General features: G+C 70.5%; 13 protein-coding genes. 4 read left to right on the top strand and 9 right to left on the bottom strand.

Translation table 11 applies throughout. The annotated features are described in order from the left end of the window. Positions 1 to 18: 18 nt before the first annotated feature. Together OG266_RS33685 and OG266_RS33680 are read left to right on the top strand one after the other, a co-directional pair. Complete coding sequence (locus OG266_RS33685; RefSeq protein ID WP_371550307.1) at positions 19 to 1,161, top strand: asparaginase; 1,143 nt, start codon at positions 19 to 21, stop codon at positions 1,159 to 1,161. Between the two features lie 279 nt (positions 1,162 to 1,440). Further along, complete coding sequence (locus tag OG266_RS33680; RefSeq protein WP_266465612.1) at positions 1,441 to 1,854, top strand: RidA family protein; 414 nt, start codon at positions 1,441 to 1,443, stop codon at positions 1,852 to 1,854. Here the strand turns inward: OG266_RS33680 and OG266_RS33675 are convergent. From OG266_RS33675 to OG266_RS33665, 3 genes are all read right to left on the bottom strand, one after another. After that, positions 1,851 to 2,795, bottom strand: coding sequence for a glycoside hydrolase family 6 protein (locus OG266_RS33675; RefSeq protein WP_371550305.1), 945 nt, complete (start codon positions 2,793 to 2,795; stop codon positions 1,851 to 1,853). The genes OG266_RS33680 and OG266_RS33675 overlap by 4 nt on opposite strands. Positions 2,796 to 2,896: 101 nt before the next feature. Continuing rightward, positions 2,897 to 3,670 (bottom strand): aspartate/glutamate racemase family protein, encoded by a 774-nt coding sequence (locus OG266_RS33670; RefSeq protein WP_371550303.1) that lies wholly within the window; start codon positions 3,668 to 3,670, stop codon positions 2,897 to 2,899. 2 nt (positions 3,671 to 3,672) lie between these two features. After that, positions 3,673 to 5,136 (bottom strand): NCS1 family nucleobase:cation symporter-1, encoded by a 1,464-nt coding sequence (locus OG266_RS33665; RefSeq protein ID WP_371550302.1) that lies wholly within the window; start codon positions 5,134 to 5,136, stop codon positions 3,673 to 3,675. Positions 5,137 to 5,331: 195 nt separating this feature from the next. Here OG266_RS33665 and OG266_RS33660 point away from each other — a divergent pair, with 195 nt between their 5' ends. Continuing rightward, a complete protein-coding gene (locus OG266_RS33660; RefSeq protein WP_371550300.1) occupies positions 5,332 to 5,979 on the top strand; it encodes a GntR family transcriptional regulator in 648 nt (215 codons plus the stop codon). A 27-nt stretch (positions 5,980 to 6,006) separates the two neighbouring features. Here OG266_RS33660 and OG266_RS33655 read toward each other — a convergent pair whose 3' ends face one another. The 3 genes from OG266_RS33655 to OG266_RS33645 are packed head-to-tail and all read right to left on the bottom strand — an operon-like array spanning position 6,007 to position 9,671. Next, on the bottom strand, positions 6,007 to 6,753 hold the full coding sequence (locus OG266_RS33655) for a uracil-DNA glycosylase (RefSeq protein WP_371550298.1): 747 nt from the start codon (positions 6,751 to 6,753) through the stop codon (positions 6,007 to 6,009). Positions 6,754 to 6,804: 51 nt separating this feature from the next. Beyond that, on the bottom strand, positions 6,805 to 8,310 hold the full coding sequence (locus OG266_RS33650) for a YfcC family protein (protein WP_371553048.1): 1,506 nt from the start codon (positions 8,308 to 8,310) through the stop codon (positions 6,805 to 6,807). An 8-nt stretch (positions 8,311 to 8,318) separates the two neighbouring features. Continuing rightward, positions 8,319 to 9,671, bottom strand: a complete 1,353-nt coding sequence (locus tag OG266_RS33645; RefSeq protein ID WP_371550296.1) for a M20/M25/M40 family metallo-hydrolase — start codon at positions 9,669 to 9,671, stop codon at positions 8,319 to 8,321. A gap of 173 nt (positions 9,672 to 9,844) precedes the next feature. Between OG266_RS33645 and OG266_RS33640 the strand changes: the two genes are divergently transcribed. Next, the gene (locus OG266_RS33640; protein WP_371550294.1) at positions 9,845 to 10,378 is read left to right on the top strand and encodes an RNA-binding S4 domain-containing protein; all 534 of its coding nucleotides are present in this window, start codon (positions 9,845 to 9,847) and stop codon (positions 10,376 to 10,378) included. Positions 10,379 to 10,513: 135 nt separating this feature from the next. On the opposite strand, the gene OG266_RS33635 is transcribed toward OG266_RS33640, so the two are convergent. The 3 genes from OG266_RS33635 to OG266_RS33625 all read right to left on the bottom strand — a co-directional run bounded on the left by OG266_RS33635 (position 10,514) and on the right by OG266_RS33625 (position 12,957). Continuing rightward, the gene (locus tag OG266_RS33635) at positions 10,514 to 10,969 is read right to left on the bottom strand and encodes a DoxX family protein (protein ID WP_266465588.1); all 456 of its coding nucleotides are present in this window, start codon (positions 10,967 to 10,969) and stop codon (positions 10,514 to 10,516) included. 237 nt (positions 10,970 to 11,206) lie between these two features. Continuing rightward, positions 11,207 to 11,884: a class I SAM-dependent methyltransferase gene (locus OG266_RS33630; protein ID WP_371550292.1), complete on the bottom strand. Its 678-nt coding sequence runs from the start codon at positions 11,882 to 11,884 to the stop codon at positions 11,207 to 11,209. A 74-nt stretch (positions 11,885 to 11,958) separates the two neighbouring features. Continuing rightward, the gene (locus OG266_RS33625; RefSeq protein ID WP_371550290.1) at positions 11,959 to 12,957 is read right to left on the bottom strand and encodes an acyltransferase domain-containing protein; all 999 of its coding nucleotides are present in this window, start codon (positions 12,955 to 12,957) and stop codon (positions 11,959 to 11,961) included. Positions 12,958 to 13,015 lie beyond the last annotated feature (58 nt).

Raw genomic sequence — 13,015 nt, 5'->3', positions numbered from 1 at the left:
TGCTAGGAGCCGTGTCACGTGAAGATCGCCCACCGTACAGCCGCCCTGCTCTGTACGTTCGCCGTCGCCGCAGGGGTCTCGCTGTCCAGCGCGAGTGCCCAGCCCAAGGAGAAGGAGGATGTGCCCGAGGTCGCCGTGATCGGGACCGGCGGCACCATCTCCGGAGTCAGTACCAGCCGCGTCTCCTTCCAGGACTACAAGTCGGGGCAGCTCGCGATCTCCAAGATGGTGGACGAGTTGCGGCCCGAGGTGGACGGGGTCGCCGATGTGACGACCGAGCAGTTCGGGAACAAGGGGTCGGGCGGGTACTCCATCGCGGACTACCGCAAGCTCACCGCGTCCGTCGACGCCGCGCTCAAGAAGAACGACGCGGTGGTGGTGACCACTGGTACGGACACGATGGAGGAGTTCGCGTACTGGCTCGACCTGACCGTGCGCAGCGACAAGCCGGTGATCCTCACCGGCTCGATGCGGCCGTGGACGGTCATCGGCACCGACGCGCCCGCCAATCTCTACAACGCGATCAAGCTGGCCGCGAGCAACAAGACGAAGTGCTACGGCACCGTCGTCATGCTCAACGACCAGATCCAGGCCGCGCGGGAGGTCCGCAAGACCAACGCCCTGCGCATGGACACCTTCGAGAGCGGCCCCTCCGGGGAACTCGGCGTCATCGACCAGGACAACATCCGGCTCAACCGGGCGCCGGCCCGCGTCCAGAAGTGCGGCAAGGCGAGCTGGCGTACACCCTTCGACCTGGACCGGATCGTCGGCAAGGTGAGTGACAAGGAGAGCACGCCACTGCCGAGGGTGGAGATCGCGTACTCGTACCAGGACGCCGGCGGTGAGGCGATCACGGCGTTCGCGGACGCCGGGGCGAAGGGCATCGTGACCGCGGGCACGGGCGCCGGAGGCATCTCGCCCGCGATGTCGACCGCGCGGACCGAGGCGGTGAAGAAGGGGGTGACGTTCGCGTCGACCACCCGTACCGGGTCGGGGGCGGTGTACGGCTCGTCCGACACCACCGGCGTCATCGGCGCGGAGGATCTGACCGCGCAGAAGGCCCGGCTCCTCCTGCTCCTCTCACTCGCGGCGACGGGCGACGAGAAGCAGATACGGACGTGGTTCGCAACGCTGGGGACGGCGCAGTTCACCACGAAGTAAGGGGCGACTGCCGGTTCGCGGGCAGGGGCGGGGCCGGCAGTGGGGCAGGGCGTGCGAGCCACCCGGGCCCGCACGACCCGGGTATCCCCGCCCCGCGCGGATACCCGGCGTGCCCCGGACACCCGGCACGATTCGAACCTTGGACGCGACTCGCCCCCTCGACGTGGACCCGATATTCGGATGCGGCCCCGCCCCCATGCCCCGCATCATCGGCAGGTTGCCCACCGCCGGCGACGAAGGCCCGAGCCGGGCCGAAGCCGAAGATCCCCGGGAGCCCGCATGGTTCAGCGCGTCACCGTCCCCAGCCTCTTCACCCCGCCCCTCTACTCCCACGCGTCCGTGGTCGAGGCAGGCACGAAGCTCGCCTTCCTCGCCGGGTCCGTACCCCTCGACGCCAAGGGGAACATCGTCGGCGAGGCCGATCCCGTACGGCAGGCCCAGCAGGTGCTGGCCAATCTCGACGAGCAACTGCGCGCGGTCGGCAGCGACATGACGCATGTCGTGTCGACCGACGTGTACGTCGTCGGCAGTGAGCCGGCGGTGCTGTCCGCGGTCTGGGAGGTCGTCGAGGCGTCCGGGCTCAGCGTCGGCCCGCACTCGTCGACGCTGATCGGGGTGGCCTGCCTCGGGTACACCGGCCAGCTGGTGGAGATCACGGCAACCGCAGTCGTGCCCGAGCCGGACCGCACCTAAGGCGTACCCGCGTTCCGCGCCAGCTCCAGCGCGTGCGACTCCCACCACTGCCCGGCCGCCGGCCCGCCCCGGCACGTCCCGTCCGACTCCCCCGGCCGTTTGATCCACAGATACGCGTCGATCAGCGGATCCCCCGTCAGGACGGTCGGCGGCGTACCCAGGGCCCTGCCCGGCGGATTGCACCAGGAATCCGTACCGGTGTAGGGCCCGTTGCCGTTCCTGCTCGTGTCGACGACGAAGTGCGTGCCGCCCAGCTCCTCCGACAGCTGCTTCCCGTACGCCGAACTGGCCGCGTCGGTCTGGAAGTTGGAGACGTTGAGCGCGACGCCGTCCGCGCGGGAGACCCCCGACTCCGTCAGGGCGTCGACCATGCGCCATGCCTCGGGAATCCAGGCGGAGTTGCCCGCGTCGAGGTAGACGCGGGTGCCCGGTTGCCGCTTGAAGCGGTCGACGGCGTACGCGAGCAGCGCGTACCGCTCCTTCGCCACGACCCGGGTGCAGCCCGCCACCAGCTGGGCCACGGCGTCCGGTTCGACGATCACGTACGCGCCCCGGTCGCCGAGGCCCGCCGCGAACTCGTCGACCCAGGTGCGGTAGGCCGCCGCGGTCGGTGCTCCTCCGCCGGAGTAGGCGCCGCAGTCGCGGTTCGGGATGTAGTACGCGACGAGCACGGCCGTACGTCCCTGGCGCGCGGCCGCGGTCGTACGGTCCCGCACGACCGCTTCCGGGCCGGGCCCGTTGAGCCACTCGGCCTGGGCGCGGGTGGCGATGCGGTCCATGAGCAGGGCGTCCGCGGTGCGTCCGGTGGCCCGCCACTCGGCGGCCTGCCGGGCGGCGCGGGAGTCGGGGTCCACCCAGAAGGGGTCGTCGGCGGCACCGGAGGCGCCGGTGCAGCAGAGACCGACGAGCGCGACGGCCAGGAGTGCTCTCAGCGACGGCACGGGCGGCTCCGTTCACGGGGTGGGTCGACTGTCCGTCCTCCCCAGAGGGTGCGGTCAGGGCCCGCCGCCGCCCCGCCGTCCACGGCCGGGTCGCCGCAGGATCACTCCGACGGAGGCGAGGCCGTGCCCCTGCCAGTACCGGTGCCCGTACCCGTACCCGTACCTCCGGGGGACCCCCACGTCCGCCGCTTCGGCAATGGCTTCGCATAGCTCCCCGCCCGGCTGGTCGTGAGCCCCAGCGAGACGAGCGACTCGGCGAGCTTGACCGCCGCGGCCACCCCGTCGACGACGGGCAGCCCCAGCTTCTCCCCCACCGCCCGCTGCAGCCCGGTCATCCCGGCGCACCCGAGGACGAGCACCTCGGCGCCGGCCGCCCGGGCCCGCTCGGCGGCTGCCACGAAGGCATCCTCGGTGCGCTGGGCGTCGCCGAGGTCGAGGACGCCGAGCCCGGTGCCGACGACGGCGGCGCAGTGGGCGGCGACCCCGGCCGTGTGCAGGCTGTCCTCGATCTGGCCGCGCGAGCGCTCCAGGGTGGTGACGACCCCGTACCGCCGCCCTAGCAGGCACGCGAGATGGGCGGCGGCCTCGGTGATGTCGACGACGGGTACGTCGAGGAGTTCCCGGGCGCCCTCGCGTCCGTGTTCCCCGAACCCGGCCATGACGACGGCGTCGTAGGGACCCTCGTACGTCCGCAGGGTGTCGAGGACGGCCGCCGCGGAGAGATGGCTGTCGAGCCAGCCCTCCGCGGACTCCGGTCCCCAGGCGGGCGTCAGCCCGGTCACGGTGGTGCCCGGGCCTGCGGCGGCCCGGGCACCTCGTACGATCTCCTCGGTCATCTCCTGCGTCGTGTTGCAGTTGGTGACGACGATCCGCACGCTCAGCCCGCCACAGAAGCGGGGACGGCGGCGCGCTCCGAGCGGCACAGCACCGCGTACAGTCCGGCCGCCAGCGCCGTACCGATGAACCAGGAGTACGGGGCCACGTCGCTGAAGTCCTTGACCAGCGCGAGCACCGCCGCGACCGCCGCGGAGGGCAGGAACGCCCACAGCGCCTTGGGGTTGACGCCCTTTTTGTAGTAATAGGGCGATCCCGGCTGGGCGTTGAAGAGCTGGTCGACGTCGACGCGGCCGCGCTTGACCCAGTAGTAGTCGAGCATGATCACGCCGAACAGCGGTCCCAGGAAGGCGCCGAGGCCGCCGAGGAAGTAGTTGACGACCGTGGGGTTGGAGAAGAGGTTCCAGGGGGTCACAAGGAGTGCGGCGACCGTACTGATCATGCCGCCGATCCTGAAGGTGATCTTCTGCGGCCAGACGTTGGCGAGGTCGTACGCCGGTGAGACGAAGTTGGCGACGATGTTGACGCCCATGGTGGCGATGGCGAAGGTCAGGGCGCCGAGGACGAGGACCCAGGTGTTGCCGACCTTGGCGACGAGCAGCGCCGGGTCGGTGATGGCCTCGCCGAACACCTCGATGGAACCGGCCGTGACGATGACCGAGACGATCACGAAGGCCGTCGAATTGATGGGCAGGCCCCAGAAGTTGCCGCGCTTGACGGTCTTGTAGCCGGGCGCGAAGCGCGAGAAGTCGCAGAAGTTGAGCATCAGGGTGCCGTAGGTGGCAAGGATCAGCCCGATCGCGCCGAACCACTGCCGCCACTGCTCGCCGACCGACACCGGGTGCGGGGTCGAGGTGAGGGAGATGGTCCAACCCGCCTTGGACAGAACCCAGATGGCGAGCGCGATCATGACCAGCCAGATGGCAGGGCCGCAGAAGTCCTGGAACTTGCGGACCGACTCCATGCCCTGGCTGATGATCATCGCCTGGATCAGCCAGAGCGCGACGAACGACACCCAGCCGAGCGCGTCCAGGCCGAGGAAGGAGTGGTGGGTCCAGGACTCCAGCCCTGGCCAGGCCGCGAGCAGCATCACGTTGACCGCGACCGACGCCAGATAGGTCTGGATGCCGTACCACATGATGGCGATGACAGCCCTGATCAGCGCGGGGATGTTGGCACCCCAGACGCCGAAGCTGATGCGGCTGACGACGGGGAAGGGCACACCGGTGCGCTGCCCGATCCGGCCCATCAGGTTCATCCCGGCGTAGATGATCACGAAGCCGACGAGCAGCGAGGTGAAGATCTGCCAGACGTTCATGCCGAGGACCAACAGGCCTGCCGCGAACGTGTAGTTGCCGAGGTTGTGGACGTCGGACATCCACATGGCGAAGAGGTCGAAGACCTTCCAGTTCCGCTTCTGCGCGGGCGCGAGGTCTTCGTTGGTGAGGCGGGGATCGGGGACGAACGCGGCGGTGCCGGTGGCTTCGGCACGGTCGGCGAGGGACACGGGGCCTCCATGGGCGAGGGGACGGAGGGCGGCCTTTCGGTCTTGTTCGGCATGGCTTGACATGGCCTAGGCTGGCCTTTTGACCCGCCTTTGGTATACCAAACTGTCGTCATGTTCCCGCCGCCGATGACGCCCGCCCATGTCCTTGCAGTTACGACTCCGTAAAACACCCCCGAGGTCGGCGAACATGGACCCATGACGAAGATCGAACCCCTGGGTGCGGTGCGGGAGCGCGTTCTCGCCGCGCTACGGCAGGAGATCATCGCCGGACGGCTGCGCCCCGGTGACCGGCTGGTCGAACGCGAGCTCGCCGAGCGCTTCGGGGTCTCCCGGGTCCCGGTCCGCGAGGCGATCCGTTCACTGGTCGGCGAGGGGTTCGTGCACTTCGAGACGCCGCGCCGCACGGTGGTGCGCCGGCTGACCCCGACCGACGTGAAGGAACTCTTCGAACTGCGCGAGGCCCTCGAGGTCTACGCGGCCGGGCTCGCCGCCTCCCGCTCCACACCGCAAGACCTCGCGGAACTACGGGAGTTGCTCGACCGCGCGACGACCGCGACCCGCGCCGGGGACGCCGAGACGATCACCGACATCAACACCCGTTTCCACGACCGCATCCTCGCCATGGCGGGCAACGGCCTGCTGATCTCCGTCATGGAACCGGTCGACGGCCGCCTGCGCTGGCTCACCCGGCAGAACGAGGAGTGGCCCCAACTCCTCACCGAACACCACGAGTTGTACGACTCCATCGCATCCGGCGACCCGGACCGCGCCCGCGCGCACGCCCTCGCACACGTCCAGGCCAACTACCGGTCGACGGTGCGCCATCTCTTCGGGGACGGCTAGCGAATCCCCGCATGCGGGGAGCGGCCACTAGCCCGGATACGGCTTCGTCGGCAGCCCCGCCGCATCCGCCGCCGCGTACAGCACGTCCCGCAGCATCGCGGGGGTAAGCCGCCCGGTGAAGGTGTTGCGCTGGCTGACGTGGAAGCATCCGAAGAGCTCGATCGAGCCGGATGCGAGCGGCGGTCCGGACTCGAGCGGCGCTCCGAGCGTGAGCCGCGCTCCGTGTGCGAACGCGGGGCGGGGACGGGGCACCGCCCACCCCGCCGCGGCGAAGGCGGGCAGCGCGGCCTGCCACCCGAAGGCTCCGAGCACGACGACCGCCCGCAGTGAGGGCCGCAGCAGCTCCAGTTCCCGCACGAGCCACGGCCGGCAGGCGTCCCGCTCGTCCGGGGTCGGCTTGTTGGCCGGCGGAGCGCAGTGCACGGGCGAGGTGATGCGTACGCCGTACAGCTCCAGCCCGTCGTCCGCGCTCACCGCGGTCCCCCTCGACGCGAGCCCCACCTCGTGCAGCGCCGCGTAGAGCACATCGCCGGAGCGGTCCCCCGTGAACATCCGCCCGGTCCGGTTCGCACCGTGCGCGGCGGGCGCGAGGCCGACGATCAGCAGGGACGCGTCGGCGGGTCCGAACCCCGGGACCGGCCGTCCCCAGTACGTCTCGTCGGCGAAGGCCGCGCGCTTGGTACGGGCCACGTCCTCACGCCACTCGACAAGGCGGGGACAGGCCCGGCACTCCGTGATCCGCCCGTCCAACTCCGCAAGACCGCCGACATCCATGCCACCACCGTACGACCGGGGCGATCAGGCCGGTCAGGCCGGTCAGGCCGGTCAGGTCATCGCCGCCCCGGCCGCCACGAACCCGCAGATCAGCAGGAACAGGATGGCGAGGAGCGGCCAGACGAAGCGGAGGTACTTGTCGTAGCCGACCTTGGCGAGGGCGACGCCGCCGATGGTGACGGCGGTGGTGGGGACCCAGAGGTTCATCCAGCCGCTGGCGGACTGCCAGGCGGTGACGACCACCGCGCGGGAGACGCCCGCGAAGTCGGCGAGCGGGGCGAGGATCGGCATGGCCAGGGTCGCGTGGCCCGAGGTGGAGGGGATGAGGAAGGCCAGCGGCAGGTTCACGACGAAGACGATGATCGCGAAGACGCCCGAGGAGGTGCCCTTCACGACGCCCTCGATGGAATGCAGCACGGTGTCGGTGATCTTCGAGTTGTTCATGATCACGGTGACTCCGCGCGCCAGCACGATCACCAGCGCCGGTGAGATGAAGTCCGCCGCGCCCTGGATGATCGTCGCGCTCAGCTTCTGCTCGCCCATCCGCGCCACCAGCCCGATCAGCACCGCCGCGCACAGGAACAGCGCCGCCAACTGCGGGAAGGACCAGCCGAGTTCGAAGCCGTACGGTGTCGCGTCCGCCTCGCCCGTGAGCGCGCTCGCCCAGGGCACCACCGAGAAGATCATGAAGGCGAAGACCAGCGCCGTCGCGACAAGGACCGCCTTGTGCAGGCCGGTCAGCTCGGGCACCTCGCCCGCGGCCTCACTCGCCTGCTCGCGGTCGCCGGGCAGGAACCCGGTGAGCGACCGGTCCGGGGTCTTCTGTACGCGTCGCGCGTACCGGATGACGTACGCGACCGTCACCGCCGTCAGCACCACCCACATCACGAACCTCAGCACGATGCCGTCACCGAGCGAGATGTCCGCGGCGGACGAGGCCACACCCGTCGCGAAGGGGTTCACCGTCGAGCACAGCACGCCGATCCCGGCACCGAGAATGATCGTGCCGACGGCCACCATCCGGTCGTACCCGAGCGCCAGCATCAACGGCACGATCAGCCCGTAGAAGCCGAGCGTCTCCTCGGCGAAGCCCTCCACCGTGCCGAGCACCGAGAACACCACCATCACGCCCGCGATGAGCAACGCCCCCCGCTCGCGCAGCCGGTGGGCGAGACGGCCGATGCCCCGGTCGAGGGCGCCCGTGGCGAAGACGACGGTGATGAAGGCCCCGATGGCGAGCACGAAGAGGAACACGCCCGCGCTGCCGTACAGTTCACCGGCCATGTCGGGCCCGACCTGCCCGCTCGTCTCGTCCTGGACGCCGTAGAGGCCGTTGACGGGAGAGAGGAAGAGGTCGTTGAGCCGGTCGACGAAGCTCTGGCCGGAGTCGACCCGGTGGTAGGTGCCCTGGACGGGTGCGCCCGCGTCGTCGCGGTCGTACTGCCCGGATGGGATCAGAAATGCCAGCGCCCAGACCGCGATCGTGACGATGGCGAGGACGGTCAGCGCGCTGGGAAAGGTGAACTTGTGTTTACGCGGAGGCTCTTCGGTGTCGATCGTGCTGGTCAAGACGCCCCCTCGGCCCGGAAGCCGGCCGCGTACTCCCGTACGAAGGCGCACATCGCCACCACCGTGTTGCGCAGCTCCGAGAAGAGCACCCGCTCGTTGGGGGCGTGCAGATTGCACATGCTGTCCTGCGCGCCGAAGAGCAGCACCTCGGCGTTCGGGGCGGCCCGGGCCAGCCCGTTGACCAGCGGGATCGAACCGCCCGTCGCGACGTACGACGCGTCCTCGCCCCAGGCCTCGCGCAACGCGGTGAGCGCGGCACGGTAGGCGGGACCGCCGGTCGAGGCCTCGTAGCCGGGGCCCGTGTCGCCCGGCGTGACGGTGAGCGGGACACCGAAGGGCCGCAGCGAGCGCAGATGCTCGACGAGCCTCGCCCGCGCCTCCTTCGCGTCCTGCTTCGGGTGAAAGCGGAGGTTGAGCTTGGCGCGCGCGTACGGGACGACGGCCGACGCCGCGTGCTCGACGCTCGGCGCGTCCAGGCCGATCACGGTGATCGCGGGCCCGCTCCACAGCCGCTCACCGAGGCTCCCGCTGCCGATCAGCGGCAGCCCTTCCCGTACGCCGGCCAGGCTCCGGAACTCGTCCTCGGTGTATGTCGTCCCCGTCCACTCGTCGCGCCTGAGCCCCTCCACGGCCACGTCACCGTGCACGTCGTGCAGCGTGGACAGGGCCGTCAGCAGGACCAGTAGCGCATCCGGTGCCGCGCCGCCGAACTCCCCGCTGTGGCGGGGCTCTTCGAGCGTGCGGACCTCGACGATCACCTCGGAGGCACCGCGCAGCCCGGTGGTCAGCGTGGGCGTGCCCGGCCGCAGATTCCCCAGGTCGGCGATGACCCTGGCATCGCAGGCGAACCGCTCGGGATCGCTCGGCGGATAGTCGTCGAAGGGGCTGCCGTACTCCTCCTGCCCCTCGAACACGATCTTCACCCCGACCGGCGGCCGCCCCTCGTACGCCCGCAGCATCCCCAGATGCGCGATCACGTTCGACTTGTCGTCGGCGATCCCGCGCGCCCTGAGTCCGCCCTCGACGGGCGTCGGCTCGAAGGGCGGCGACAGCCACAGCTTCTCGTCGCCGGGCGGCTGCACGTCGTAGTGCGAGTAGAGGAGGACGGTGGGCGCGTCCGGGCTCGGCGGCGGGATCTCGGCGAAGATCACGGGCGCGGTGTCGGGGAGGTCGATACGGTCGATCCGCTCGACACCGGCCTCCCGCAGCAGCCGTACGAGGAGATCGTGGGCCTCCTGGACCGGCTCGGCCGGGAATCCGGGGAAGGCGACGGAGGGAATGGCGGCGAGCCGTTCCAGGTCGGCGCGAAGGCCGTCCATCAACGCGTCGACCTTCGCTGCTGTCTCCACGTGGGGCCCCTCGCTGTTGCCTGCCGTTGCCTGCTGCCGCCCCTCGCCGCCTACTGTCGCCTGGACGACCTCAGGCAACAGCCTCCGGGCTCCCTCGGGCGGTCGCATCCGGGGTGGGCCGTGCGACGGAAATTTCCCCCGGGCCGCCCGGGCCGGGGGACTAAAGTCGAGGCATGGCTTCAGAGGGTGCGGACGTCGACGTCGATGCGGGTGTCGACGCAGATGTCGACAAAGGCGTCGAGAAGGTCGAGAAGAAGGACGCGGGCGGCTCGGCCGATGCCGTAGCCGCGGCCAAGGCCGCCGGCCCGGCCGGCGGCGAGAGCGTGCGGGTCGACAGCTGGATCTGGTCCGTGCGTCTGGTCAAGACCCGCTCGATGGGTGCCACCGCATGCCGGGGCGGGCACGTCCGCGTGAACGGCGAGCGCGTCAAGCCCGCCTATGCCGTGCGCGTCGGCGACGAGGTACGGCTGCGGCATGCGGGCCGGGAGCGGGTCGTCGTCGTGAAGCGCGTGATCCGCAAACGGGTCGGCCCGCCCGTCGCCGCCGAGTGCTTCGTCGACAACAGCCCGCCGCCCCCGCCGCGCGAGGCCATCGCCCCCGCGGGCATCCGCGACCGCGGCGCGGGCCGCCCGACCAAGCGCGACCGCCGCGAGATGGAACGCCTCCGCGGGCACGCCGGCCCGCCGGCCGGCCCCGACGGCTCCTGAACACCCAGGGCCACCGGCCACCGGCCGTCAGCCGTCAGGGGAACTTCCGAGAACCGGTACGCCGATGCACCGTCGAGGGCGCCCCTGTCGTTCTGGGGTGCCCTCGACGGTGCACGGTGGTCGGCGACCGGTCGCTCAGGCCCGTCGTCGCACCAGGCGGAGCAGCTCCGTGGTGTGACTCCGGCGGGCCCACGCGATCAACGCCAGCGGCAGGATCAGGATGAGCGGCGTCGCCACGTACGGCCCGTGCAGGACCGTGACGTTCACGATGAACGCACCGACCATCAGCGCGCTGAGCGACACCGCCGCCACCGAGGACAGCAGCGGGATCAACAGCGCGATACCGCCAGCGAGTTCGAGCACGCCGATGATGTACATCCCCGTGCTGCCCCACCCGAGCTTGTCGAAGCCCTCGGCCGCCGACGGGTGCGCGATCAGCTTGGGCAGCGCGCTCGCGAGGGCGAAGAAGAGGCCGAGTGTGATCTGCAGGGCGCCGAGGGAGATCCGGGCGCCGCGGCTGTGGGGGGTTCCGGCGGTGGTGGCGGAGGGGGCGCAGGTGACAGAGGTGACGGGGATGGTGGTCTCGGACATCGGGGTCTCCTGTGTGAAGCGGTCGCTGTTGCTTTCACAGAGGTAGACCGGGTGCGCGTCCGGAACTCATCGGCGCGGGAAGGGATTTGATTCGCCCCCTCCGCCCCTGCCCATTCCCGTCTCCTGGGGCCCGCGGCGGAGCCGCTGATGGATGCAGCGCCCCCAGACCCCCGATCGCCCGAAGGGCTCGTCCTCAAACGCCGGACGGGCTGAAGATCCCTCCCCAGATTGAACAGCTCAGCCCTTCACCGCCCTCACCCACATCCCGTCCTCCGTCAGATACCGATCCACCCTCAACCCCGCCTCCCCCAGCGCCTCCTCGAACTGCTCCTTCGTCAGCGGTCGGGCCAGGAATGTCTGGGTCCACGTGGCGTCCGGGAACACGTACTCCGCGTGTATCGAGTCGACCCCGTCGCCGACCGGCTCCGCCGACACGATCCGTATGGTGAAGCCGGTGGGGTCGAGCCGCTCGCGGGGCACGTTCGTGTGGTAGTCCGGCCCCTCGCGCTGGATCAACACACAGCCGTCCTCGGCGACATGGCGGGCGCATGTCTTCAGCAACCCGCGCCGCACCTCGACGTCACCGGCGTGCACAAGGAAGGAGGCGAGCATGACCACGTCGAACGTCTCGCCCAGGTCGAGGTCCTCGATCGGGCCACATATCGTGCGCGCCCCGCGGACCCGCTCCAGCATCTCGGCCGACTCGTCCACGGCCGTGACCGTGAACCCGCGCTCCAGGAGCGGATGGGTCACCCGCCCCACCCCGCTGCCCAGTTCCAGGATGTGCGCGCCCGCCGGCACGGCCGCGCTGATGATGTCCGGCTCCTCACCGACGGACAGACGCGTATACAGCTCGACCGCACAGCCGTCCGGAGTGATCGCACCGGGTCCGGTTCCCTCGTACCCCTCACGCATCTCAATCTTCATACCCGTCCAACGGGCGGCCTCCGCACGCCCGTTCCCACCCCGCCGTCACTCTTTCGGGTGGATCACAACGCGAACCAGCCATGCCCCCCGTACCAATGCCCACCCGCCCGCAGATGATCCCCCACCGCCCGCTCGACACTGTTGCGCCGCGGCAGTTGCTCGACCGGCAGCTCCGGATCGCCGAAGACGAAGCCGACGGGCACCTGGTCGTCCGGGGTCGTCTCCTCGTAGGCGATCTCGAAGCGGTCCTGGAAGCGGACGATGTTGGAGTCCGCCGGCAGGTACCGCTTGAGCTGCGGATCGAGCAGCCAGGAGTGGCAGATGGCGACGTCGTAGCGCTCGTCGGGGTAGTGCAGGGCGAAGAACTCCCGTGCCAGGGCGAGCGAACGGTCGCAGGCGGCCGGGCTCAAGGGGCCATGGAAGTCGGTGATGTGCAGGCTCAGGCAGTAGTCGCCCGGCCCTGGAGCGGGCCCTCCGCCCTGCCCCGTCGCCGCAACCGCCCGCCCCATCCGCTGCCCCAGCCGCGCCCGCTGGAACTGCAGCCGGCCCAGCTGGAACAGCTCACCGTGGAAATGCAGGGCGATCCACCACGGGAACAGCAGCCCGGAGGTACCGAGCCGTCGATGGTGCACGGCCACATGCCGGCCGAGGTCGGCGAGGGTGCGCCGGGACACGTCGTCCGGGATACCGCGCGAGCGGTGGTAGGCGCGCACGAACGGGAGCGCCGCGACAAAGACGTACAGGTGGAAGCAGCGCCCCAGCGCACCCGTCGACGCAGGGAACGGAGGCGGCTCCCACCCCTTGTCGATCTCCCCCATGTCCCGCACGAAGCGGCGGACGCACCGCGCGAGGAGTGTCATCGCCTCCGGGTCCGCCACCAACCGGGCGCGCAGCGCGACGAGTTCGTTGATGTGCTCATGGGCCACGGTCAGGTCGAGCAGGATGTCCGGCAGCTCGTCCGCGTCCGGAAGCAGCGCCTCCACGCCGGGCGCGCCCTCACTCTCCAGGTCCCTCAGCCAGTCGGCGAGCCTCGCGTTCGCCCGCAGCGCCTCCAGCAGCACCTTCGCCTCCCCCGTCGCCCAACCGCCGTCCCATGGTGAACGTGCACCACGAAGAGTA

This window comes from Streptomyces sp. NBC_00554 (assembly GCF_041431135.1).
Taxonomy (GTDB): domain Bacteria; phylum Actinomycetota; class Actinomycetes; order Streptomycetales; family Streptomycetaceae; genus Streptomyces.
This window is presented reverse-complemented; position numbering and strand designations above follow the sequence as displayed.